Here is a 20,433-nt window from a genome sequence, read left to right on the forward strand (position 1 = left end):
GGCCCCTGGAGTGTTTCTCCGGGGGCCGTTCTGTTGTGTCTCGTAGGTGGTCTTGTTGGGTTGGCGGGTTCCTGTTTAGGGATTCGGGGCTCCGCCCCGGGCCCCGCCAATCTGATCAAGGACCGGCCAGCGCCGTTCGCGGGTTGATGGCACGCCGGTTGCTTTTGGCGGCTGCGGGTTGCGTTGGTGGTGCGGTTCGGGTGGGTGATCCCGTCACGAGCCGGGCCAGAGCTGGCCACACCCGAGGAGGGGTGTCAACTCGACGAAAAGCGTGTCGAGTTGACACCCCTCCTCGGGTGCAGCAAGAGCTTGGGCACGACTCGTGACGGGACCACCCACCGGAACCTCGTGTTTCAGGCAGCTCGGCTGCGCCGTCGCCGAAGCGCTCGGCTTCGCCGTCGCCGTCGTGTGCCGTTGTTAGCGGTTGGCGATGCCGTCTAGGCGGAGCGTTGCCGACTCGTCGCGGTGGCTGCCCTTGGTGCCCACGTGCTTTTCGCTGATCTGTGGGCCGTTCTTCAGCACGTGGTACAGCGCCATGCCGTGGCCTCGGCCCAGGTCGTAGTCGGTTTTGAGCCACTCCAGGACCACGCCTGCCTTCGTGGTTGCGTCGTAGCCGCGCGATGCCGCTTCCGTCAGCAGTTCGGCCGGGGTCTTGCCGGTCTTCTTCTCCGCGCCGTCGAGGTAGGCCTGGAAGGACATCGTGGTCTCCGTTCGTCTGGTGAGGAGAGCGTAGGACAAACTGAGCTGTCTTGACAACTTTTTTTGTCGGTAGAATCCGAGGTTGTTCACGTCTGCTTCTACGGAGGTCGATGACTTCGTGTTGGACGGGAGCCCTAGCGGCGGCGGGCTCTGGCCAGGGCTCGGGCGCGGATTACCAGGTCGTCTACCAGGAGCTCGTCGACGAGCGGGGGGATGCCCGACTCGTCGGTGCAGCAGCGTGGCTTGGTGCGCTTCTCGGAGAGCTTGGGGCGTACGCCGGCCAGTTCGTAGAGGACCTCGTAGAGGTCTTGGCCCGGGTCGTCGTCGTGTGGGCCCACCAGGAGTACCCACACGACGTCTGGGGAGGGGAAGGCGACTACTACTCGGTCGGCGCCTCGCAGGTGCTTCACGCACAGGCGGGGTAGGGGTTCTGGGCCCGTTACGCGGTAGCCGAGGGCTGTGCAGCCTGAGTGGGCCAGTTCGTCCAGGAAGCGTTCGTAGGCCACGCGGGCGCGGCCGCGCAGGCCTGCTGCCTGGGCGTGGGCTGTGTGGGTTTCTACTACCTGGATCAAGCTTTGCGGACCACTGTTCCCTTGCCGCTGCGCATCTCGTCGAGGGACGAGGCCAGGTCTTGGCGGTCCAGCAGTGACTGGTCGCTGAGGCGGCGGTGGACTTCGTCGATCAGGCCGCGGGACTTGCCTGCGCGGCGGAGGTCGGCCACCAGGTGGAGGACCTCGTGCAGGCGCACGGTGTCGAGCAGCATGCGCGGTTCTTGGCTGTGGATGGCCAGCACGCCTTCGCGGGCCCAGGCCTTCACCGTCTTCTCGGTGAGGTCCAGCAGTTCGCCGGCCACGACTGGGCGGACCGGTGGGGCCTGGCGGAGCGTTTTGGCCACTACGCCGTCCAGGCGGCGGCGGCGTTCATCGTCTACTTCCAGGGATGACGCGACGGCTTCGATCTCTTCGATGGTGTCGAAGAGATCGCGGATCTGGGCGGCCTCGGTCGCGACAGACATGGCTACTCCTCCCGTTGACTACCAATTATCACCCTGATTCTTGGTAGTCGTCAACGGCCCCGGAGCAGGGATCCGGGGCCGTCGGGTGTCACGAGGAGAAGAAGAGGCCGCCGAGTCCGCGGTGCTTGCGGTGGCCGTAGCCGTAGCCGGCGTGACCGCCGTGGTGGTGGTGGACCTGCTGCGGCGCTGCGCCCCAGGCGGGCTGGGCCGGCTGGGGGTACGCGACGGGCGGTGGGGCCGGGGCGGCCGGCGGCGGGGCCTGGAGCTGGGCCTCGAGACGGGTGATCGACTCGAGCTCGCCGTAGTCGAGGAAGACCCCGCGGCAGCCGTCGCACTGCTCGATGTGGACGCCCATGCGGTCGAACGTGCGCATGTTCGCATGACACTTGGGACACTGCATCGTGATGAGCCTCCTGGGTGGGACCGGACAAAACGATATTAGCCGCGGTCGCCGTTGTCGTGCGTCGCGATGATCCGACGACACGCCTCGATCAGCGGTTCCACTGCCTGCAGGCCGCTCACGAGTGCCCGCGCTGCCATCTGAACAACGTACGCCTGAGCCGGAATGTTGAGGGCATCCCATTCCGATGTCGTCACGGCCACACCGCCCGTTTCACGGTAGGAGCCCAGGAACCGCGCCCACAGGTCACCGGGCAGGACGCCGGCCGCGAACAACGCCGCAGGTCGGGCCAGGTCCCACACCGGATCGCCGACCCCGAGATCGTCCACGTCGATGAGCCGCCACGCGCCCCGGTGCACGAGCTGTCCGAGGTGCCAATCGCCGTGGATAAGCGCCTTTGTCGACATGTCGAGCGGCGGCAAGACCTCGAACGCGGCCAGCACCACATCGGCGTGCGGGAGCTCTGGCGGCAACGCTCGAATGGCTCGCACAATCCGTTCCGGCGCACCGGCGGTCGGTCCCTGTACGGGCAGTGCGTGCAGCTTTGCCAGCAGTGCCGCGCTCTCCTCCCACGGCGCCACGTCGGGGTCCGCCTGACTCACCGGCGTCCCGTACGGCCACACCGTCACGGGGCGGTCGTCGACGAACTGCAACGGCTTCAGCGGCGGCAGCAGCAGCTCTGGATGCGCCGCCGCGATCTCCAGACGCTGCCGCAACGCCTCGACGTCGGTGTCGGCCGGGTGCGCCTTGGCCACCACGTCGCCGACCCGCACCACCACCACGTCACCGCGGTCGCCGCCGAGCACCTCCGGAGCCGCGTTCGAGCCGGTCAGCGAGGCCATGGCGGCAACGAGTTCGTCCACGCGCACAGTGAATCAGGAAGCCTCACCTGGTGATGCAGATGGTCTTCTGCGGCTGGAGGTAGATCTTGGAGTCGTCACCGGCGCACAACGCGCGGTCCGACACGCCCTCGACCACCTTCGTCACCTTGCGGGTGCCCGTGCCGCACGGCACCCACTCGAAGTACTGGTTGACCGCCTTGAGGCAGTCGCCTTCCTGCACGTTGAGCACGTAGCAGTACCGCGTCTTGTCGGTCTTCCGCGTGCGGTTGGACGTCTCGTCCAGGTAGTCGCCGGTCGGGCACATCGTTCGCCGCTCCCGCGACGACACCCGGTACACGGCCTCCTGCGACGAACAGTCCACTTCGGTCATGTCGACGTTGGTGTCGTTCACGTCGATCTGCTTCGCGCACTCGCCGACGGTCGCCTGCTCGTGCCATCCGGAACAGCCGGACACGAGCAGAGCCAGCGCGGCGACCACGACGGCGGTCTTCACGGCTTCACCATGCAGATCGTCCTGGCAGGCTTGGAAAAGGCGAGCGAAAGGTCCTTGTTCGCGCACTTCGACTTGTCGTACACGTCATGAATGATGCTCTCGGCCTTCCGGGCGCCCGGCTCCTTGCACTTCCCGAGGACGAAGACCGGCTGGGTCGTGTTGCCGAACTGCTTGGACACGTAGCAAGCACCGCCGGCGAAGGTCGGCAGATAACAGGCCTTCTCGTCGTCCCTGGGGACCGCCGTGTAGTCGCCGGGCGGGCAGGTCGACTCGATCGCCCCGACCTCGAACTCCCTCCCCGTTCCCTTCTTCGACCTCTTCCGCTCGCTGCAGGGGACCTCCTCGAACGTCAGGTCGGCAGCGCTGTGGTTCACCTGCTTCACGCACTCACCGACCAGAGGGTTCGGGGCGAGGTCCCGCCACAGGAAGTAGCCGCTTGGTACGACGATGGTCAAGGCGCCTGCGGTGGCGAGGAGCCAGTACCACCACGTCTCGAAGCCGTGTTTCTTCGTCATCTGGTCTCACACCCTCGCAATGCGGATCGTCACCTGTGGCGAAAGTCGCACTGCCGCGGGGCGGGACTCGACGCTCAGGACCGAGCCGGCGGCCCCGGCCACGACCGTGACGGTGCGATCAGGTGATGTCGCCGCCGTGCGCAGCGCCGACAACTCTTCTTTCGTGCTCTCGTAACCAGCGATTCGCAGTTCGGCCTCGCGGTTCGCCTCGGCGACCGATTCCGCGGCGTGCTGTGCCAACGCCGTTCCTCCCGGGTAGATCTTGATCAGGCGAACGATGTCTACTGGACGCCCGCACGCGGTACCCCCGTTTTGACCCAGGTAGACGTGGGCGGGTATCTTTGCTACTCGTGCCCGACCCATGTCGGGCCGCTCCGCGTGCCCGTGAGGCCGCGGTGTCCTCCACTCGCAGGGACAGTTGAGCCGTAACCGGTGTGAACTGTTGCCTGTGGACCTTGGGAGCGGGCGACACGCCCGACCTCGGGTGCAGAGAGGGATCAAGAAAAACGAGGGTGTACCGCGAGGTAGATCCTCAAAAGACGGAAGAAGCAGCCGGCGAATGCCAACGATCCAGCAGCTGGTCCGCAAGGGCCGCCAGGACAAGGTGGCCAAGCAGAAGACGGCGGCCCTCAAGGGCTCGCCGCAGCGGCGCGGTGTGTGCACCCGCGTTTACACCACCACCCCCAAGAAGCCGAACTCCGCACTGCGCAAGGTCGCTCGCGTGAAGCTGACCAGCGGCATCGAGGTCACGGCCTACATCCCCGGTGAGGGTCACAACCTCCAGGAGCACTCGATGGTGCTCGTGCGCGGTGGTCGTGTGAAGGACCTGCCGGGTGTTCGTTACAAGATCATCCGTGGCTCTCTCGACACGCAGGGTGTCAAGAACCGCAAGCAGGCTCGCAGCCGCTACGGCGCGAAGAAGGAGAAGAGCTAATGCCCCGCAAGGGACCGGCCCCGAAGCGGCCGCTTATCTCTGACCCGGTCTACAGCTCGCCCCTCGTGACCCAGCTCATCAACAAGGTGCTGGTCGACGGTAAGCGCTCCGTGGCCGAGAAGATCGTTTACGAAGCGCTCGAAGGTGCTCGCGAGAAGACCGGCACCGACCCGGTCGTCACGCTGAAGCGCGCGCTGGACAACGTGAAGCCCTCGCTGGAGGTCAAGAGCCGCCGCGTCGGTGGTGCGACCTACCAGGTGCCGATCGAGGTCAAGCCCGGTCGCTCCACCACGCTGGCGCTGCGCTGGCTGATCACCTTCTCCCGGCAGCGCCGTGAGAAGACCATGGTCGAGCGTCTGATGAACGAGCTGCTCGATGCGAGCAACGGTCTCGGTGCGAGCGTCAAGCGCCGTGAGGACACGCACAAGATGGCCGAGTCCAACAAGGCCTTCGCCCACTACCGCTGGTGATCTGACGCCCGGCTTGCCAGTCAGGCCGGGCTCTCCCAGCCCTAGTGAGCTACTAGCTCAAGACAGGGGAAAGACCCGTGGCACAGGACGTGCTCACTGATCTTGCCAAGGTCCGCAACATCGGGATCATGGCCCACATCGACGCGGGCAAGACCACGACGACTGAGCGGATCCTCTTCTACACGGGGATCAGCTACAAGATCGGCGAGGTCCACGACGGCGCTGCCGTGATGGACTGGATGGAGCAGGAGCAGGAGCGCGGCATCACGATCACGTCGGCCGCGACGACCTGCTTCTGGAAGAACCACCAGATCAACATCATCGACACGCCCGGCCACGTCGACTTCACCGTCGAGGTCGAGCGCAACCTGCGCGTCCTCGACGGCGCCGTTGCCGTCTTCGACGGCAAGGAGGGTGTCGAGCCCCAGTCCGAGCAGGTCTGGCGGCAGGCGACCAAGTACGACGTCCCGCGCATCTGCTTCGTCAACAAGATGGACAAGCTCGGCGCGGACTTCTACTTCACCGTCAAGACGATCTCCGACCGCCTCGGTGCCAAGCCTCTCCCGATCCAGATCCCGATCGGTTCGGAGAGCGACTTCATCGGGTGTGTCGACCTCGTCGAGATGCGCGCCCTCACGTGGCGTGGTGAGGTCCAGAAGGGTGAGGACTACACGGTCGAGGAGATCCCGGCCGACCTCGCCGACAAGGCCGCCGAGTACCGCGAGGCGCTCCTCGAGGCCGTCGCCGAGACCGACGACGCCCTCATGGAGAAGTTCCTCGACGAGGGCGAGCTGACCGTCGCCGAGATCAAGGCCGGTCTGCGCAAGATCGTCGCCGAGGGCACCGCGTACCCGATCCTGTGCGGTTCCGCGTTCAAGAACAAGGGCGTTCAGCCCATGCTCGACGCGGTCATCGACTACCTGCCGGCGCCGCTCGACCTGCCGCCGGTCGAGGGCACGCTGCAGGACGGCGAGACGCCGGCCTTCCGCGCGCCCAAGATGGACGAGCCGTTCTCCGCGCTCGCCTTCAAGATCGCGTCGCACCCGTTCTTCGGCAAGCTGACCTACATCCGGGTCTACTCGGGTCGTATCGACTCGGGCACCCAGGTCATCAACGCCACGAAGGACCGCAAGGAGCGCATCGGGAAGATCTTCCAGATGCACGCCAACAAGGAGAACCCGGTCACCGAGGCCATCGCGGGGCACATCTACGCCGTGATCGGTCTCAAGGACACCACGACCGGTGAGACCTTGTGCGACCCGCAGCACCCCATCGTGCTCGAGTCGATGACCTTCCCCGAGCCCGTCATCCAGGTGGCCATCGAGCCCAAGACGAAGGCGGACCAGGAGAAGCTCGGCACCGCGATCCAGAAGCTCGCCGAGGAGGACCCGACGTTCCGGGTCAACCTGGACGAGGAGACCGGCCAGACCATCATCGCCGGCATGGGCGAGCTCCACCTGGACATCCTGGTGGACCGCATGCGCCGCGAGTTCAAGGTCGAGGCCAACATCGGCAAGCCTCAGGTGGCGTACCGGGAGACCATCCGCCGTGCGGTGGAGAAGTACTCCTACACCCACAAGAAGCAGACCGGTGGCTCCGGGCAGTTCGCGAAGGTGCTCGTCACCGTCGAGCCGCTGGAGAAGAAGGAAGACGGCGCGCTCTACGAGTTCGTCAACGCGGTCACCGGTGGTCGCATCCCGCGGGAGTACATCCCGTCGGTCGACGCCGGCGCCCAGGACGCCCTGCAGTACGGCGTGCTGGCCGGGTACCCGCTGGTCGGCGTGAAGGTGACGCTGCTCGACGGTGCCTACCACGAGGTCGACTCGTCGGAAATGGCCTTCAAGATCGCCGGCTCCATGGCGCTGAAGGAAGCTGCTCGACAGGCTTCCCCGGCGATCCTCGAGCCGATCATGGCCGTCGAGGTCACTACGCCCGAGGACTACATGGGTGAAGTGATCGGCGACCTGAACTCCCGCCGTGGCCAGATCCAGGCCATGGAGGAGCGCAGTGGTACCCGTGTCGTCAAGGCACTGGTTCCGCTGTCGGAAATGTTCGGGTACGTGGGTGACCTGCGGTCCAAGACCCAGGGTCGTGCCAACTACTCGATGGTGTTCGACTCCTACGCCGAGGTTCCTCAGAACGTCGCGAAGGAGATCATCGCGAAGGCGACTGGGGAATAACCCCTCACCGGAGCACCGCAGTTCCACCGCGGGCTCTCCGGGGGTAGTTCCCTGGGGTCCGCACTTTCCGACCCTGACGTGTAGTCCGGCCGGCCGCCACATTGTCGGCCGGACCAGCAAAAAGAAGTCCAGGAGGACAATCCAGTGGCGAAGGCGAAGTTCGAGCGGACGAAGCCGCACGTCAACATCGGCACCATCGGTCACATCGACCATGGCAAGACCACGCTGACCGCGGCGATCTCCAAGGTTCTGCACGACGCGTACCCCGATGTGAACGCTTCGTTCGCGTTCGACCAGATCGACAAGGCGCCGGAAGAGAAGCAGCGCGGTATTACGATCTCGATCGCTCACATCGAGTACCAGACCGAGAACCGTCACTACGCGCACGTTGACTGCCCCGGTCACGCCGACTACATCAAGAACATGATCACCGGTGCGGCGCAGATGGACGGCGCCATCCTGGTGGTCGCGGCGACCGACGGCCCGATGCCGCAGACGAAGGAGCACGTCCTCCTGGCCCGCCAGGTCGGCGTCCCCTACATCGTCGTTGCGCTCAACAAGGCCGACATGGTCGACGACGAGGAGATCCTGGAGCTCGTCGAGCTCGAGGTTCGCGAGCTGCTCTCCGAGTACGAGTTCCCCGGTGACGACCTGCCGGTCGTCCGCGTCTCCGCGCTGAAGGCGCTGGAGGGCGACGAGGCCTGGGGCAAGTCGGTTCTCGAGCTGATGGCCGCCGTCGACACGGCGATCCCGGAGCCCGAGCGTGACACCGAGAAGCCGTTCCTCATGCCCGTCGAGGACGTCTTCACGATCACCGGCCGCGGCACCGTGGTGACCGGTCGTATCGAGCGCGGCATCATCAACGTGAACTCCGAGATCGAGATCGTCGGAATCAAGGAGACGTCGAAGAAGACGACGGTCACCTCGATCGAGATGTTCAAGAAGTTCCTGGACGAGGGCCGCGCCGGCGACAACGCCGCGCTGCTGCTCCGTGGCATCAAGCGCGAGGAGGTGGAGCGCGGCATGGTCATCGTCAAGCCGGGCACCACGACCCCGCACACCGAGTTCACGGCGCAGGTCTACATCCTGTCCAAGGACGAGGGTGGCCGCCACACGCCGTTCTTCAACAACTACCGTCCCCAGTTCTACTTCCGGACGACGGACGTGACCGGCGTTGTGACGCTGCCCGAGGGCACCGAGATGGTCATGCCGGGTGACACCACCGGTATGGACGTCAAGCTGATCCAGCCGATCGCCATGGACGAGGGCCTCCGCTTCGCGATCCGCGAGGGTGGCCGCACCGTTGGCGCCGGCTCGGTGACCAAGATCCTCAAGTGATCTGGCTCTAGTCGCGTTCTACGCGGTTAGTTCGGCGCAAGGTCGGGCCAACGACTTCGTTGGCCCGGCCTTCGTCGTTGCGGGCGCGAGGTGTGTGCGACAGCTCACGTCCAAGTGTTCGGGGTAGGCAGGCGTGGATCCGCCGCGGAGATTTCGTTGCTGGACAACGGAACCGTCCGGCGGGCGGCTCCACACGCGACAGACGGCAGCAGGTGCAGGCCCAGGCCGGCACGTGATCTGCCTCTAACTCACCCACCCCGATTTGGACCGCCTCGTGCCCGTGTGGCATTCTTTACGGGTTGCTCGACGAAGGCCGGGTCACTTCGTGTGCCCGTGCTATTCGACCGAGCGTCCGCGCCCTGTTAGTGAACGCCTCCTTGCGGAGATGGGCATCAGGGTGCATGGGCTGTGGTAGGCCCAATCCCACCGGGGAGACCTTGAGTGGGACCGGTATGCGCACCGGGCGCGACACGCCCGACCGCGTGGACCGGGCACCATGACACTTCAACAGGGGCGGAGCGCGCCAAGAGGCTGTAACAGGCCTCATCCGAGGCACCGCACCGCAGCGGTTACGAGAAGCAGAGGAACGGCAAGCCATTATGGCGGGACAAAAGATCCGCATCCGGCTCAAGGCCTACGACCACGAGGCGATCGACGCGTCTGCGCGCAAGATCGTTGAGACCGTGACGCGCACCGGCGCTCGGGTTGTCGGGCCCGTGCCGCTGCCCACTGAGAAGAACGTGTACTGCGTCATCCGCTCGCCGCACAAGTACAAGGACTCGCGCGAGCACTTCGAGATGCGCACGCACAAGCGGCTGATCGACATCCTCGACCCGACGCCGAAGACGGTTGACGCGCTCATGCGCATCGACCTGCCGGCCAGCGTCGACGTCAACATCCAGTAAGCGTTGGGCGCGGAGAGTAACGGACCAATGTCTGACAGGCAGATGAAGGGCATCCTGGGCACCAAGCTCGGCATGACTCAGGTCTTCGACGAGAACAACCGGGTTGTCCCGGTGACGGTCGTCAAGGCTGAGCCCAATGTCGTGACCCAGGTACGCACCGAAGAGAAGGACGGCTACACCGCCGTCCAGCTGGCGGCCGGCGCGATTGACCCGCGCAAGGTCAACAAGCCCGTCGCGGGCCACTTCGCCAAGGCCGGGGTCACGCCCCGTCGCCACCTGGTGGAGCTGCGCACGACGGACGCCAGCGAGTACACGGTCGGCCAGGAGATCACCGCTGAGGTGTTCGAGGCCGGCGCTGTTGTCGACATCACCGGCACCAGCAAGGGCAAGGGCACCGCGGGTGTCATGAAGCGCCACAACTTCAAGGGCCTCGGCTCCAGCCACGGCACCCAGCGCAAGCACCGCTCGCCGGGTTCCATCGGCGGCTGTGCCACCCCTGGTCGCGTCTTCAAGGGTCTGCGCATGGCCGGCCGCATGGGCCACGTGCGCGTCACGACCCAGAACCTGAAGGTGCACAAGATCGACGCCGAGAACGGCCTGCTGCTCATCAAGGGCGCTGTTCCCGGCCCCAAGGGTGGTCTGGTGTTCGTCCGGACTGCCGCGAAGGGTGGTGCCTGATGTCGACGGTTGAGATCCGCACCCCGGACGGCAAGTCCGCCGGCACGGTCGAGCTTCCCTCGGCTGTTTTCGACGCGCAGGCCAACGTGGCGCTGCTGCACCAGGTCGTGGTGGCCCAGCAGGCCGCCGCGCGCCAGGGCACGCACTCGACGAAGACCCGCGGCGAGGTTCGTGGTGGCGGCAAGAAGCCGTACCGCCAGAAGGGCACCGGCCGCGCCCGTCAGGGCTCGACCCGTGCGCCGCAGTTCGCCGGCGGTGGCGTCGTCCACGGCCCGCAGCCGCGCGACTACTCGCAGCGGACGCCCAAGAAGATGAAGGCCGCCGCTCTGCGCGGTGCCCTCTCCGACCGGGCCCGCGCGAACCAGGTCCACGTCGTGTCCGGCCTGGTGGACGGGGACACCCCGTCGACCAAGACCGCGCGCAAGGTCCTGCAGTCGGTCACCGAGGCCCGTCGCGTGCTCGTGGTGCTGAACCGCACCGACGAGGTCGCGTGGGTCAGCGTGCGGAACCTTCCGCACGTGCACGTGATCGCGCCCGACCAGCTCAACACCTACGACGTGCTCGTCAACGACGACGTGGTGTTCACCAAGGACTCGCTCGACGTGTTCCTCGCCAGCAAGTCCCAGCAGGGTTCTGGCTCGGCTGAGGCCACGGCGGTCGTAGTGGACGAGGAGGGTTCCAAGTGATCCCCGACCACAGGGACATCTTGCTCGCGCCGGTCATCTCCGAGAAGTCCTACGGGCTGCTCGAGGAGAACAAGTACACCTTCTTGGTGGCGCCGGGGTCGAACAAGACCCAGATCAAGATTGCCGTGGAGAAGGTCTTCGGCGTCAAGGTCGTCAGCGTCAACACCATCAACCGCCAGGGCAAGCGCAAGCGGACCAAGAGCGGTTTCGGCAAGCGCAAGGACACGAAGCGCGCGATCGTCACGTTGTCGGCTGACAGCAAGGCGATCGAGATCTTCGGCGGCCCTGCCGCCTGATGACGAGGACTGCGTAGAGATGGGCATTCGCAAGTACAAGCCGACGACGCCTGGTCGTCGCGGTGCGAGCGTCTCCGACTTCGCCGAGATCACTCGGTCGACTCCGGAGAAGTCGCTGATCCGCCCGCTGCACAAGCTGGGTGGACGCAACGCGTCGGGCAAGATCACCACGCGGCACAAGGGCGGCGGTCACAAGCGCGCTTACCGCTTGATCGACTTCCGTCGCAACGACAAGGACGGCGTGCCGGCCAAGGTCGCTCACATCGAGTACGACCCCAACCGGACCGCGCGCATCGCGCTGCTGCACTACGCAGACGGCGAGAAGCGCTACATCATCGCCCCGGAGAAGCTCAAGCAGGGTGACACGGTTGAGAACGGCCCCAAGGCCGACATCAAGCCGGGTAACAACCTGCCGCTGCGCAACATCCCGGTCGGTTCCGTGATCCACGCGATCGAGCTCCGCCCCGGTGGCGGCGCGAAGATGGCTCGCTCGGCTGGTGCCTCGGTCCAGCTCGTGGCGAAGGACGGTCCGTACGCCCAGCTGCGGTTGCCCTCGGGCGAAATCCGCAACGTGGACGTCCGCTGCCGCGCCACGCTCGGCGAGGTCGGCAACAAGGACCACCAGAACATCAACTGGGGCAAGGCCGGCCGCATGCGGTGGAAGGGCAAGAAGCCCACCGTCCGCGGTGTCGCCATGAACCCCGTTGACCACCCGCATGGTGGTGGTGAGGGTAAGACCTCCGGTGGTCGCCACCCGGTGAACCCGGCTGGTAAGCCCGAAGGCCGTACCCGCCGCCGTAAGCCAAGCGACAAGCTCATCGTCCGGCGTCGTCGCACCGGTAAGAAGCGCTGAGCAGGAAGGGAGTGAAGGATGCCTCGCAGCCTTAAGAAGGGCCCCTTCGTTGACGACCACCTGCTCAAGAAGGTGGACGTTCTCAACGAGTCGGGCAAGAAGACGGTCATCAAGACGTGGTCCCGCCGGTCCACGATCATCCCGGACATGCTGGGTCACACCATTGCGGTGCACGACGGCCGCAAGCACGTCCCGGTGTTCGTGACCGAGGCGATGGTCGGGCACAAGCTGGGCGAATTCGCCCCGACCCGGACCTTCAAGGGCCACATCAAGGACGACCGGAAGTCTCGCCGCCGCTAAGGCGCCGAACTAGGAAGAGCAAGGGGAAGCAGCGATGAACGCCCGTAACGATGCTGAGGCGCAGGAGTTTCCGCGCGCCGTGGCTCGGGCTCGCTACGTCCGCGACACGCCGATGAAGGTGCGCCGCGTCGTCGAGCTCATCAAGGGACGTAACGCCCGCGAGGCCCTGGCCGTGCTCCAGTTCGCGCCGCAGGCCGCAAGTGAGCCGGTCGCGAAGGTGCTCGCCAGCGCCATGGCCAACGCCGAGAACAACCTGTCCCTGGACCCCGACACCCTCTGGGTTTCGGTGGCCTACGTGGACGAGGGTCCGACCCTCAAGCGTTTCCGCCCGCGTGCCCAGGGCCGCGCGTACCGGATCCGCAAGCGGACGTCGCACATCACCATTGAGGTGGAGTCGCGTCCGAAGAAGACCAGCGCGAAGGGAACCCGGTAGTGGGCCAGAAGATCAACCCGCACGGCTTCCGGCTGGGGATCACCACCGACTGGAAGTCCCGCTGGTACGCAGACAAGCAGTACGCCGAGTACGTCGCGGAAGATGTCAAGATCCGCAAGCTGCTCAGCAAGGGCATGGAGCGTGCCGGCATCTCCAAGGTGGAGATCGAGCGGACCCGTGACCGGGTGCGCGTCGACATCCACACCGCACGACCGGGCATCGTCATCGGTCGTCGTGGTGCCGAGGCGGACCGCATCCGCGGTGAGCTGGAGAAGCTCACCAAGAAGCAGGTCCAGCTGAACATCCTCGAGGTCAAGAACCCCGAGTCGGACGCGCAGCTCGTGGCACAGGGTGTCGCCGAGCAGCTGTCCAACCGCGTTGCTTTCCGCCGCGCGATGCGCAAGGCCATTCAGTCGGCCATGCGTTCGTCGCAGGTGAAGGGCATTCGCGTGCAGTGCGGCGGTCGCCTGGGCGGCGCCGAGATGTCCCGCTCGGAGCACTACCGCGACGGCCGCGTGCCGCTGCACACGCTCCGCGCCAACATCGACTACGGCTTCTTCGAGGCCCGCACCACGTTCGGCCGTATCGGCGTGAAGGTGTGGATCTACAAGGGCGACATCGTCGGTGGCATCTCGGCCAAGCGCGCGCTCGACGCGGCCCCGGCTCAGGCCGACCGCGCCGCCCCGCGCCGCGACCGTGGCGAGCGTCCGAACCGGGCCCGCCGCTCCGGTGCCAGTGGCACCACCGCGACGAGCACCGAGGCCGGTCGTGCCGCAGCTGACGCTTCGGCGGCCAGCGAGGCTCCGGCTGCTGCAGAGAAGACGGAGAGCTGAGTCATGCTCATCCCGCGCAGGGTCAAGCACCGCAAGCAGCACCACCCCAAGCGGTCGGGTGCTGCCAAGGGCGGCACGAAGGTCACCTTTGGTGAGTACGGCATCCAGGCTCTCGAGCCCGCCTACGTCACCAACAGGCAGATCGAGTCCGCTCGTATCGCCATCACGCGTCACATCCGTCGTGGCGGCAAGGTCTGGATCAACATCTTCCCGGACCGCCCGCTGACGAAGAAGCCGGCCGAGACCCGCATGGGTTCCGGTAAGGGTTCGCCGGAGTGGTGGGTCGCGAACGTCAAGCCGGGTCGCGTCATGTTCGAGATGGCCTTCCCGAACGAGCAGGTGGCCCGCGAGGCTCTTCGCCGCGCGATCCACAAGCTCCCGATGAAGTGCCGCATCGTTACGCGTGAGGGTGGTGAGTTCTGATGGCAGCGGGTACCACCGCTTCCGAGCTGCGTGAGCTCACCGAGGAAGAGCTCGTGCTGCGTCTGAAGGAATCGAAGGAAGAGCTGTTCAACCTTCGCTTCCAGATGGCCACGGGCCAGCTCGACAACAACCGGCGTTTGCGCACGGTCCGGCACGAGATTGCCAGGATCTACACCGTGATGCGGGAGCGGGAGCTCGGGCTCTCCGCTTCGCCGGAATCCACTGGTGAGGGTGCGGCATGACCGAAAGCAACGAAGTCCAGACCGAGAAGCGCAACGACCGCAAGGTCCGCGAGGGCCTCGTCGTGTCCGACAAGATGGACAAGACGATCGTGGTCGCGCTCGAAGACCGCAAGAAGCACCCGCGTTACTCCAAGATCATGCGCTCCACCACCAAGGTGAAGGTGCACGACGAGGAGAACGCGGCGGGCATCGGCGACCGCGTCCTGCTCATGGAGACCCGGCCTCTGTCGGCGACCAAGCGCTGGCGGCTCGTCGAGATCCTCGAGAAGGCCAAGTAGTCCTTTCTAGACAGACCGAGCCCGTCGGGTCGGAAATCCGGCGGGCCAGGAATGGTCAAGGAGCAGTAAGTGATTCAGCAGGAGTCGCGACTTCGTGTCGCCGACAACACCGGTGCGAAGGAAATCCTTTGCATCCGTGTTCTCGGTGGCTCGGGCCGTCGCTACGCGGGGATCGGCGACATCATCGTCGCCACCGTGAAGGACGCCATCCCCGGCGCGAACGTGAAGAAGGGTGACGTCGTCAAGGCCGTCATCGTTCGCACCGTCAAGGAGCGTCGTCGCGCGGATGGCTCGTACATCCGCTTCGACGAGAACGCCGCTGTGCTCATCAAGAACGACAACGAGCCGCGCGGTACCCGCATCTTCGGCCCGGTCGGCCGTGAGCTGCGCGACAAGAAGTTCATGAAGATCATCTCGCTGGCTCCGGAGGTGCTCTGACCATGAAGGTGAAGAAGGGCGACACGGTCGTCGTTATCGCCGGCAAGGACAAGGGCGCGAAGGGCAAGGTCATCATGGCCTACCCGGAGACCGGCAAGGTCCTGGTCGAGGGCGTCAACCGGATCAAGAAGCACACCAAGATCACGCAGACCCAGCGGGGCGCGCAGTCTGGTGGCATCGTGACCCAGGAAGCCCCGATCAACGTCTCCAACGTGATGGTGGTCGACTCGGACGGCAAGCCGACCCGTGTTGGTTACCGGACGAACGACGAGGGCAAGCGGGTCCGCATTTCCCGTCGTAACGGGAAGGACATCTGATCATGACCACCGCAGAGAAGATCATCCCGCGGCTCAAGACGCGCTACCGCGCTGAGATCACCGGCGAACTGCAGAAGCAGTTCAACTACGCCAACGTGATGCAGATCCCGGGCGTTGTGAAGGTTGTCGTCAACATGGGTGTCGGCGACGCCGCCCGTGACGGCAAGCTGATCGAGGGTGCCGTCAAGGACCTCTCGATCATCACCGGCCAGCGCCCCGAGGTCCGCCGGGCCCGCAAGTCCATCGCGCAGTTCAAGCTGCGTGAGGGCATGCCGATCGGCGCGCGCGTCACGCTGCGCGGCGACCGCATGTGGGAGTTCCTCGACCGTCTGCTGACGATCGCGCTGCCCCGTATCCGCGACTTCCGCGGCCTCTCGGGCAAGCAGTTCGACGGCAACGGCAACTACACGTTCGGTCTGAACGAGCAGTCGATGTTCCACGAGATCGACCCGGACGCTATCGACCGGCCTCGCGGCATGGACATCACCGTCGTCACCACCGCCACGAACGACGAGGAGGGCCGGGCGCTGCTGAAGCTCCTGGGCTTCCCGTTCAAGGAGAACTGAGTCGATGGCCAAGAAGGCGTTGATCAACAAGGCCGCGAAGAAGCCGAAGTTCAAGGTCCGGGGTTACACCCGGTGCCAGCGTTGCGGCCGCCCCCACGCGGTGTTCCGCAAGTTCGGCCTCTGCCGGATCTGCCTGCGCGAGATGGCTCACCGCGGTGAGCTGCCTGGCGTGAGCAAGTCCAGCTGGTAATTCAAAGCTCCATTACTTCGCTGTAGGCCCGCACACGACCGTCCTGTCCCTCCCTCCGGGGAGGGCAGGTCTGGACCCTGAGCCGGTGAACCGCAGCGAGAAAGGTTGACCAGGTCACCATGACGATGACCGATCCCATCGCAGACATGCTCACTCGTCTGCGGAACGCGAACTCGGCGTACCACGACAAGGTCGTGATGCCGCACTCCAAGATCAAGGCGAACATCGCCGAGATCCTCAAGCGTGAGGGCTACATCAGCTCCTACCGCGACGAGGACGGCGAAGTTGCCAAGAACCTCGTGGTCGAGCTGAAGTACGGCCCGAACCGGGAGCGCAGCATCGCCGGCCTCCGCCGCGTGTCGAAGCCGGGTCTGCGCGTGTACGCGAAGTCCACCGGTCTGCCGCGCGTGCTCGGCGGCCTCGGCGTCGCGATCATTTCGACCTCTGGCGGTCTGATGACCGACCGTCAGGCCAACAAGGCAGGCGTGGGCGGAGAAGTCCTCGCCTACGTTTGGTAAGGGGGAGTAGACATGTCGCGCATCGGTAAGCAGCCGATCATTGTCCCCTCCGGGGTCGACGTGAACATCGCGGGCCAGGACGTCAGCATCAAGGGCCCCAAGGGTCTTCTGACGCTGACGATCGCTGAGCCGATCAGCCTGGAGAAGGCCGAGGACGGCACTCTCGAGGTCAAGCGCCCGAACGACGAGCGCCGCAACCGCGCGCTCCACGGCCTGTCGCGCACGCTCGTGCACAACATGGTCGTCGGCGTGACCCAGGGTTACGAAAAGAAGATGGAAATCCACGGCGTCGGTTACCGCGTCGCGCTCAAGGGCTCTGAGCTCGAGTTCGCGCTCGGTTTCTCCCACCCCGTCAAGGTCGAGGCCCCCGCGGGCATCACCTTCGCGGTGGAGACCCCGACCCGTTTCTCCGTCTCGGGTATCGACAAGCAGCTGGTCGGTGAGGTTGCCGCCAACATCCGCAAGCTGCGCAAGCCCGACCCGTACAAGGGCAAGGGCGTTCGTTACTCGGGCGAGAAGATCCGTCGCAAGGTCGGAAAGACGGGTAAGTGACATGAGCGAGTCGACTGTTACGAAGCGCAAGCCGGTGGGCAAGGACATCTCCACCAGGCGTCGTGTTGCGAAGGCCCGTCGCCACTTCCGCCTCCGCAAGAAGGTCAGCGGCACCGCCGAGCGTCCGCGCCTGGCCGTGCACCGTTCGTCGAAGCACATCACCGTGCAGATCATCGACGACCTGAAGGGCCACACGATCGCGGCGGCTTCCTCCATGGAGGCCGACGTCCGTGCCCTGGACGGCGACAAGAAGGCCCGTGCGGCCAAGGTCGGCCAGCTGGCCGCGGCCCGCGCCAAGGACGCCGGCGTCACGGCGGTCGTGTTCGACCGCGGTGGCAACGCGTACCACGGCCGGATCGCTGCTCTGGCGGATGCCGCTCGCGAGGCGGGGCTGGAGTTCTGACAATGAAGATCACTGGAATTGAGAGGGACGCCTGATGCCAGGACGTACGCGTCGCGAAGGCGGCGGGGGCGAGCGCGGAGAGCGCCGCGACCGTCGTGACGGCGGCCGCGGCGGCGCGGCCCAGGAGAAGACCCCCCACCTCGAGCGCGTGGTTGCGATCAACCGCGTCTCCAAGGTGGTCAAGGGTGGTCGTCGCTTCAGCTTCACCGCCCTCGTGGTGGTCGGCGACGGCGACGGCATGGTCGGCGTCGGCTACGGCAAGGCCAAGGAAGTTCCCGCGGCCATCGCCAAGGGTGTCGAGGAAGCGAAGAAGAACTTCTTCCGCGTGCCTCGCATCGCCGGCACCATCCCTCACCCGATCCAGGGTGAGAAGGCTGCTGGTGTGGTCCTGCTGCGTCCGGCCTCGGCCGGTACCGGTGTCATCGCGGGTGGCGCTGTGCGCGCCGTCCTCGAGTGCGCCGGCGTGCACGACGTGCTGTCGAAGTCGCTCGGCTCCGACAACGCGATCAACATCGTGCACGCGACCGTGGCTGCCCTCAAGGGTCTGCAGCGTCCGGAAGAGGTCGCGGCCCGTCGTGGCCTGCCCCTCGAGGACGTCGCCCCCGCCGGCATGATCCGCGCTCGCGCGGGCCAGGGGGCATGACCATGGCTCAGCTGAAGATCACCCAGGTGAAGAGCACCATCGGTACCAAGCACAACCACCGCGAGTCGATGCGGACCCTCGGGCTCCGCAAGATCCGTCAGTCGGTCGTGCGTGAGGACACCCCCCAGGTGCTCGGCCTGATCAACGCCGTGCGTCACCTGGTGGTTGTTGAGGAGGTCCAGTCGTGACCATCAAGATTCACGATCTGCGTCCCGCCCCCGGCGCCAAGACCGCCAAGACCCGCGTTGGTCGTGGTGAAGGCTCCAAGGGCAAGACCGCCGGCCGCGGTACGAAGGGCACGGGCGCTCGCAAGAACGTCTCGCCGCGCTTCGAAGGTGGCCAGATGCCGCTGCACATGCGGCTCCCGAAGCTCAAGGGCTTCAAGAACCCGTTCCGCACCGAGTACCAGGTCGTGAACGTCTCCTCGATCGCTGCCTCCTTCCCGGAGGGTGGCTCGGTTGACGTTGCTGCTCTGGTCCTCGCCGGGCTGGTCCGCAAGGGCTCGCTCGTCAAGGTGCTCGGCGACGGCGATGTCAGCGTCAAGCTGGACGTCTCCGCCAACAAGTTCTCCAAGACCGCTGTGGAGAAGTTGGCTGCTGCTGGTGGGTCTTCCACCGTGGTGTGACGTTCGGTCAGAACGTGACTGAAGGGCCCCAGGACTCGTCCTGGGGCCCTTCAGCGTTTGTGGCGGGGGTCAGCTCAGCACTGGAAGCGGCGCTCAGCCGAGATCGCGCTCTTCGGGCCGGTGCCGTCCCGCCACTGCACGAGCGTGCGGTACGTGTAGTGGCCGGAGCCCGAACAGTTGAACGACGCGACCGCGCTGCCCGGACCGTTGTAGTGGGCGCGGCCGTAGACCTCCCAGGTCCAGCCGAATCGCTGGATGTAGACGTCGACGCTCTGCGGGCAGTCTCCCCAGCCCTTGCCGTGCACCCAGCCACCGCCCGAGGTGGGAGCGTCGGCGTTGTGGCAGGCCAGGATCTCCGCGGGGATGGACGTGGACGTTTCTGCCGTGGCGGCACCGGCCATCGCGGTCATGAGTGCCATCGCGGCACCCGTGGTCGCGGCCAGTTTGACGAAACGACGAGACATGGTGATTTCTCCTGTCTTTTTGGGTCGCCAGTTACGAATTGAGGCAATAGCAAACAGACCCAACGGGCGTGTTTGAAAATCCGCCCGTCCGGCGTGCTTTTGCCAACCCCGAGGAATCAGCGCACAGCTGTGCCTCGGATCAGGACGACCGCGTGTTGCCAGAGCGCATCGGGTGCGGTCTGGTTACGGGAATGTGCAAGGCAGAGCCAAGGGCGTGCACGTCAAACGGTGCACTACCGGTCTGCGCAGCCGGTTCACCAGCTATAACGGTCTGAACCCCGGTGGCAGCATCCGGCACGGGCGGTGCCACACGGCAGCGCCGACGATTGTCCTCTTGACGCGCGAACGCACGATTTGAGCCCCCCAGCCCCATACTTTCCATCTGCGGGAACGTCTCAGAACTGCCCCGTTCCCGTAAGCGAGGCTAGGGGATCTGAGAATCCGACACAACCCCCCGCTTTAATCCACGCCTAAAGCGGCCAATCTGCCGCCTGGAGAGCCGTGAGGTTGCGGAGGCCGGCCGCGGGCGGTATTTGCGGCGCGGCCGAGGGAAGACGGTCGTGTCGTGGGAGCGATCCCACGCCGATCCCCCTTGTGTCGCGGCCGGCCGCGTTGGACGAGGCCGGCATCAACTGTGTCTGGGTGAGTGCACCCGTTCGCGCTCGGCGTAATCGCTGCTCGTAGCACGGAATCAGGCAGTTCACTCGTCCGGATGGCGTAGCCGGGTAGTGAGAGATCAACCGTCAGCAACCTGTGATTGGCCACTGGGTACGACCAGGTCGAGGGGGACTGTTAGTGTTGCGGGCTGAACCCGGATGTCCTCCGGGTCGCTTGGTCGTGGCTACCTACCTCGGCCTGCCATCTACCGCATGTGCCGGTCCCTGGGGGTCGGCAACGCTCAGGA

At 65.8% G+C, this 20,433-nt stretch carries 34 protein-coding genes; 25 read left to right on the top strand and 9 right to left on the bottom strand.

Going from position 1 to position 20,433, the window contains the following annotated elements:
* Positions 1-417 precede the first annotated feature (417 nt).
* From ACIA8G_RS25470 to ACIA8G_RS25505, 8 genes are all read right to left on the bottom strand, one after another.
* Positions 418-699 (bottom strand): DUF4287 domain-containing protein, encoded by a 282-nt coding sequence (locus ACIA8G_RS25470; protein ID WP_396421145.1) that lies wholly within the window; start codon positions 697-699, stop codon positions 418-420.
* Between the two features lie 134 nt (positions 700-833).
* On the bottom strand, positions 834-1,271 hold the full coding sequence (locus ACIA8G_RS25475) for a hypothetical protein (protein ID WP_396421146.1): 438 nt from the start codon (positions 1,269-1,271) through the stop codon (positions 834-836).
* On the bottom strand, positions 1,268-1,714 hold the full coding sequence (locus ACIA8G_RS25480) for a hypothetical protein (protein ID WP_396421147.1): 447 nt from the start codon (positions 1,712-1,714) through the stop codon (positions 1,268-1,270). Before ACIA8G_RS25480 ends, ACIA8G_RS25475 begins: the two co-directional genes overlap by 4 nt.
* An 88-nt stretch (positions 1,715-1,802) precedes the next feature.
* Positions 1,803-2,114, bottom strand: coding sequence for a zf-TFIIB domain-containing protein (locus ACIA8G_RS25485; protein ID WP_396421148.1), 312 nt, complete (start codon positions 2,112-2,114; stop codon positions 1,803-1,805).
* 38 nt (positions 2,115-2,152) lie between these two features.
* The gene (locus tag ACIA8G_RS25490; RefSeq protein ID WP_396421149.1) at positions 2,153-2,977 is read right to left on the bottom strand and encodes a phosphotransferase family protein; all 825 of its coding nucleotides are present in this window, start codon (positions 2,975-2,977) and stop codon (positions 2,153-2,155) included.
* Positions 2,978-2,999: 22 nt separating this feature from the next.
* Complete coding sequence (locus ACIA8G_RS25495) at positions 3,000-3,449, bottom strand: hypothetical protein (protein ID WP_396421150.1); 450 nt, start codon at positions 3,447-3,449, stop codon at positions 3,000-3,002.
* A complete protein-coding gene (locus tag ACIA8G_RS25500) occupies positions 3,446-3,964 on the bottom strand; it encodes a hypothetical protein (protein ID WP_396421151.1) in 519 nt (172 codons plus the stop codon). Before ACIA8G_RS25500 ends, ACIA8G_RS25495 begins: the two co-directional genes overlap by 4 nt.
* A 6-nt stretch (positions 3,965-3,970) precedes the next feature.
* Positions 3,971-4,204 carry a hypothetical protein gene (locus ACIA8G_RS25505; protein ID WP_396421152.1) on the bottom strand — a complete coding sequence of 78 codons (234 nt, stop codon included), beginning with the start codon at positions 4,202-4,204 and terminating at the stop codon, positions 3,971-3,973.
* Between the two features lie 319 nt (positions 4,205-4,523).
* On the opposite strand from ACIA8G_RS25505, the gene rpsL reads away from it, so the two are divergent.
* The 25 genes from rpsL (at position 4,524) to rplO (ending at position 19,065) form a co-directional block, all read left to right on the top strand.
* Complete coding sequence (rpsL, locus tag ACIA8G_RS25510) at positions 4,524-4,898, top strand: 30S ribosomal protein S12 (RefSeq protein ID WP_030473471.1); 375 nt, start codon at positions 4,524-4,526, stop codon at positions 4,896-4,898.
* On the top strand, positions 4,898-5,368 hold the full coding sequence (gene rpsG, locus ACIA8G_RS25515; protein WP_030478293.1) for a 30S ribosomal protein S7: 471 nt from the start codon (positions 4,898-4,900) through the stop codon (positions 5,366-5,368). Before rpsL ends, rpsG begins: the two co-directional genes overlap by 1 nt.
* Positions 5,369-5,445: 77 nt before the next feature.
* Positions 5,446-7,548 carry an elongation factor G gene (fusA, locus tag ACIA8G_RS25520; protein WP_396421153.1) on the top strand — a complete coding sequence of 701 codons (2,103 nt, stop codon included), beginning with the start codon at positions 5,446-5,448 and terminating at the stop codon, positions 7,546-7,548.
* A gap of 144 nt (positions 7,549-7,692) precedes the next feature.
* Positions 7,693-8,886: an elongation factor Tu gene (gene tuf, locus ACIA8G_RS25525; protein WP_396421154.1), complete on the top strand. Its 1,194-nt coding sequence runs from the start codon at positions 7,693-7,695 to the stop codon at positions 8,884-8,886.
* Positions 8,887-9,485: 599 nt separating this feature from the next.
* Complete coding sequence (gene rpsJ / locus ACIA8G_RS25530; protein WP_003938093.1) at positions 9,486-9,791, top strand: 30S ribosomal protein S10; 306 nt, start codon at positions 9,486-9,488, stop codon at positions 9,789-9,791.
* Positions 9,792-9,818: 27 nt separating this feature from the next.
* Positions 9,819-10,469, top strand: a complete 651-nt coding sequence (gene rplC, locus ACIA8G_RS25535; RefSeq protein WP_396421155.1) for a 50S ribosomal protein L3 — start codon at positions 9,819-9,821, stop codon at positions 10,467-10,469.
* The gene (gene rplD, locus ACIA8G_RS25540) at positions 10,469-11,155 is read left to right on the top strand and encodes a 50S ribosomal protein L4 (RefSeq protein WP_396421156.1); all 687 of its coding nucleotides are present in this window, start codon (positions 10,469-10,471) and stop codon (positions 11,153-11,155) included. Before rplC ends, rplD begins: the two co-directional genes overlap by 1 nt.
* The gene (gene rplW / locus ACIA8G_RS25545; protein ID WP_045309807.1) at positions 11,152-11,451 is read left to right on the top strand and encodes a 50S ribosomal protein L23; all 300 of its coding nucleotides are present in this window, start codon (positions 11,152-11,154) and stop codon (positions 11,449-11,451) included. Before rplD ends, rplW begins: the two co-directional genes overlap by 4 nt.
* 19 nt (positions 11,452-11,470) lie before the next feature.
* A complete protein-coding gene (gene rplB / locus ACIA8G_RS25550; RefSeq protein WP_030478299.1) occupies positions 11,471-12,304 on the top strand; it encodes a 50S ribosomal protein L2 in 834 nt (277 codons plus the stop codon).
* Positions 12,305-12,322: 18 nt separating this feature from the next.
* On the top strand, positions 12,323-12,604 hold the full coding sequence (gene rpsS, locus ACIA8G_RS25555; RefSeq protein ID WP_015105260.1) for a 30S ribosomal protein S19: 282 nt from the start codon (positions 12,323-12,325) through the stop codon (positions 12,602-12,604).
* A 34-nt stretch (positions 12,605-12,638) separates the two neighbouring features.
* Positions 12,639-13,037 carry a 50S ribosomal protein L22 gene (gene rplV, locus ACIA8G_RS25560; protein WP_166044658.1) on the top strand — a complete coding sequence of 133 codons (399 nt, stop codon included), beginning with the start codon at positions 12,639-12,641 and terminating at the stop codon, positions 13,035-13,037.
* Positions 13,037-13,870, top strand: a complete 834-nt coding sequence (gene rpsC / locus ACIA8G_RS25565; protein WP_396421157.1) for a 30S ribosomal protein S3 — start codon at positions 13,037-13,039, stop codon at positions 13,868-13,870. The genes rplV and rpsC overlap by 1 nt, the downstream gene beginning before the upstream one ends.
* Positions 13,871-13,873: 3 nt before the next feature.
* Complete coding sequence (gene rplP, locus ACIA8G_RS25570; protein WP_030478303.1) at positions 13,874-14,293, top strand: 50S ribosomal protein L16; 420 nt, start codon at positions 13,874-13,876, stop codon at positions 14,291-14,293.
* A complete protein-coding gene (gene rpmC, locus ACIA8G_RS25575) occupies positions 14,293-14,535 on the top strand; it encodes a 50S ribosomal protein L29 (RefSeq protein WP_086669033.1) in 243 nt (80 codons plus the stop codon). Before rplP ends, rpmC begins: the two co-directional genes overlap by 1 nt.
* Positions 14,532-14,813, top strand: a complete 282-nt coding sequence (gene rpsQ / locus ACIA8G_RS25580) for a 30S ribosomal protein S17 (RefSeq protein WP_065915974.1) — start codon at positions 14,532-14,534, stop codon at positions 14,811-14,813. The genes rpmC and rpsQ overlap by 4 nt, the downstream gene beginning before the upstream one ends.
* Positions 14,814-14,882: 69 nt before the next feature.
* A complete protein-coding gene (rplN, locus tag ACIA8G_RS25585; RefSeq protein ID WP_396421158.1) occupies positions 14,883-15,251 on the top strand; it encodes a 50S ribosomal protein L14 in 369 nt (122 codons plus the stop codon).
* A gap of 2 nt (positions 15,252-15,253) precedes the next feature.
* Positions 15,254-15,568: a 50S ribosomal protein L24 gene (gene rplX / locus ACIA8G_RS25590; RefSeq protein ID WP_382451374.1), complete on the top strand. Its 315-nt coding sequence runs from the start codon at positions 15,254-15,256 to the stop codon at positions 15,566-15,568.
* 2 nt (positions 15,569-15,570) lie between these two features.
* Positions 15,571-16,134, top strand: a complete 564-nt coding sequence (gene rplE / locus ACIA8G_RS25595; protein ID WP_396421159.1) for a 50S ribosomal protein L5 — start codon at positions 15,571-15,573, stop codon at positions 16,132-16,134.
* A gap of 4 nt (positions 16,135-16,138) precedes the next feature.
* A complete protein-coding gene (locus ACIA8G_RS25600) occupies positions 16,139-16,324 on the top strand; it encodes a type Z 30S ribosomal protein S14 (RefSeq protein ID WP_030473455.1) in 186 nt (61 codons plus the stop codon).
* 119 nt (positions 16,325-16,443) lie between these two features.
* A complete protein-coding gene (gene rpsH / locus ACIA8G_RS25605; protein ID WP_396421160.1) occupies positions 16,444-16,842 on the top strand; it encodes a 30S ribosomal protein S8 in 399 nt (132 codons plus the stop codon).
* Positions 16,843-16,854: 12 nt separating this feature from the next.
* A complete protein-coding gene (gene rplF, locus ACIA8G_RS25610) occupies positions 16,855-17,394 on the top strand; it encodes a 50S ribosomal protein L6 (protein WP_396421161.1) in 540 nt (179 codons plus the stop codon).
* Position 17,395: 1 nt separating this feature from the next.
* Positions 17,396-17,797: a 50S ribosomal protein L18 gene (gene rplR / locus ACIA8G_RS25615; protein WP_396421162.1), complete on the top strand. Its 402-nt coding sequence runs from the start codon at positions 17,396-17,398 to the stop codon at positions 17,795-17,797.
* A 34-nt stretch (positions 17,798-17,831) separates the two neighbouring features.
* A complete protein-coding gene (gene rpsE / locus ACIA8G_RS25620) occupies positions 17,832-18,440 on the top strand; it encodes a 30S ribosomal protein S5 (RefSeq protein ID WP_396421163.1) in 609 nt (202 codons plus the stop codon).
* 2 nt (positions 18,441-18,442) lie between these two features.
* Positions 18,443-18,628: a 50S ribosomal protein L30 gene (gene rpmD / locus ACIA8G_RS25625; protein ID WP_030478313.1), complete on the top strand. Its 186-nt coding sequence runs from the start codon at positions 18,443-18,445 to the stop codon at positions 18,626-18,628.
* The gene (rplO, locus tag ACIA8G_RS25630) at positions 18,625-19,065 is read left to right on the top strand and encodes a 50S ribosomal protein L15 (protein WP_396421164.1); all 441 of its coding nucleotides are present in this window, start codon (positions 18,625-18,627) and stop codon (positions 19,063-19,065) included. The genes rpmD and rplO overlap by 4 nt, the downstream gene beginning before the upstream one ends.
* A gap of 74 nt (positions 19,066-19,139) precedes the next feature.
* Here the strand turns inward: rplO and ACIA8G_RS25635 are convergent, their stop codons facing one another.
* Positions 19,140-19,529 (bottom strand): hypothetical protein, encoded by a 390-nt coding sequence (locus tag ACIA8G_RS25635; RefSeq protein WP_396421165.1) that lies wholly within the window; start codon positions 19,527-19,529, stop codon positions 19,140-19,142.
* Between the last annotated feature and the right edge of the window lie 904 nt (positions 19,530-20,433).

Source organism: Lentzea sp. NPDC051213 (assembly GCF_044455585.1).
Taxonomy (GTDB): Bacteria; Actinomycetota; Actinomycetes; order Mycobacteriales; family Pseudonocardiaceae; genus Lentzea.

Excerpts from the sequence above, each read along its gene's own strand:
- rpsQ (WP_065915974.1), top strand. The coding sequence starts at position 14,532 with ATGACCGAAAGCAACGAAGTCCAGACCGAGAAGCGCAACGACCGCAAG.
- rplB (WP_030478299.1), top strand. The coding sequence starts at position 11,471 with ATGGGCATTCGCAAGTACAAGCCGACGACGCCTGGTCGTCGCGGTGCG.
- rplV (WP_166044658.1), top strand. The coding sequence starts at position 12,639 with ATGAACGCCCGTAACGATGCTGAGGCGCAGGAGTTTCCGCGCGCCGTG.
- rpmD (WP_030478313.1), top strand. The coding sequence starts at position 18,443 with ATGGCTCAGCTGAAGATCACCCAGGTGAAGAGCACCATCGGTACCAAG.
- ACIA8G_RS25600 (WP_030473455.1), top strand. The coding sequence starts at position 16,139 with ATGGCCAAGAAGGCGTTGATCAACAAGGCCGCGAAGAAGCCGAAGTTC.
- rpsG (WP_030478293.1), top strand. The coding sequence starts at position 4,898 with ATGCCCCGCAAGGGACCGGCCCCGAAGCGGCCGCTTATCTCTGACCCG.
- ACIA8G_RS25485 (WP_396421148.1), bottom strand. The coding sequence starts at position 2,114 with ATGCAGTGTCCCAAGTGTCATGCGAACATGCGCACGTTCGACCGCATG.
- rpsL (WP_030473471.1), top strand. The coding sequence starts at position 4,524 with ATGCCAACGATCCAGCAGCTGGTCCGCAAGGGCCGCCAGGACAAGGTG.
- rplP (WP_030478303.1), top strand. The coding sequence starts at position 13,874 with ATGCTCATCCCGCGCAGGGTCAAGCACCGCAAGCAGCACCACCCCAAG.
- ACIA8G_RS25635 (WP_396421165.1), bottom strand. The coding sequence starts at position 19,529 with ATGTCTCGTCGTTTCGTCAAACTGGCCGCGACCACGGGTGCCGCGATG.
- rpsJ (WP_003938093.1), top strand. The coding sequence starts at position 9,486 with ATGGCGGGACAAAAGATCCGCATCCGGCTCAAGGCCTACGACCACGAG.
- ACIA8G_RS25500 (WP_396421151.1), bottom strand. The coding sequence starts at position 3,964 with ATGACGAAGAAACACGGCTTCGAGACGTGGTGGTACTGGCTCCTCGCC.
- ACIA8G_RS25470 (WP_396421145.1), bottom strand. The coding sequence starts at position 699 with ATGTCCTTCCAGGCCTACCTCGACGGCGCGGAGAAGAAGACCGGCAAG.
- rpmC (WP_086669033.1), top strand. The coding sequence starts at position 14,293 with ATGGCAGCGGGTACCACCGCTTCCGAGCTGCGTGAGCTCACCGAGGAA.
- rplR (WP_396421162.1), top strand. The coding sequence starts at position 17,396 with ATGAGCGAGTCGACTGTTACGAAGCGCAAGCCGGTGGGCAAGGACATC.
- rplE (WP_396421159.1), top strand. The coding sequence starts at position 15,571 with ATGACCACCGCAGAGAAGATCATCCCGCGGCTCAAGACGCGCTACCGC.
- ACIA8G_RS25480 (WP_396421147.1), bottom strand. The coding sequence starts at position 1,714 with ATGTCTGTCGCGACCGAGGCCGCCCAGATCCGCGATCTCTTCGACACC.
- rplC (WP_396421155.1), top strand. The coding sequence starts at position 9,819 with ATGTCTGACAGGCAGATGAAGGGCATCCTGGGCACCAAGCTCGGCATG.
- rplX (WP_382451374.1), top strand. The coding sequence starts at position 15,254 with ATGAAGGTGAAGAAGGGCGACACGGTCGTCGTTATCGCCGGCAAGGAC.
- rplF (WP_396421161.1), top strand. The coding sequence starts at position 16,855 with ATGTCGCGCATCGGTAAGCAGCCGATCATTGTCCCCTCCGGGGTCGAC.
- rpsE (WP_396421163.1), top strand. The coding sequence starts at position 17,832 with ATGCCAGGACGTACGCGTCGCGAAGGCGGCGGGGGCGAGCGCGGAGAG.
- rpsH (WP_396421160.1), top strand. The coding sequence starts at position 16,444 with ATGACGATGACCGATCCCATCGCAGACATGCTCACTCGTCTGCGGAAC.
- rplD (WP_396421156.1), top strand. The coding sequence starts at position 10,469 with ATGTCGACGGTTGAGATCCGCACCCCGGACGGCAAGTCCGCCGGCACG.
- rpsS (WP_015105260.1), top strand. The coding sequence starts at position 12,323 with ATGCCTCGCAGCCTTAAGAAGGGCCCCTTCGTTGACGACCACCTGCTC.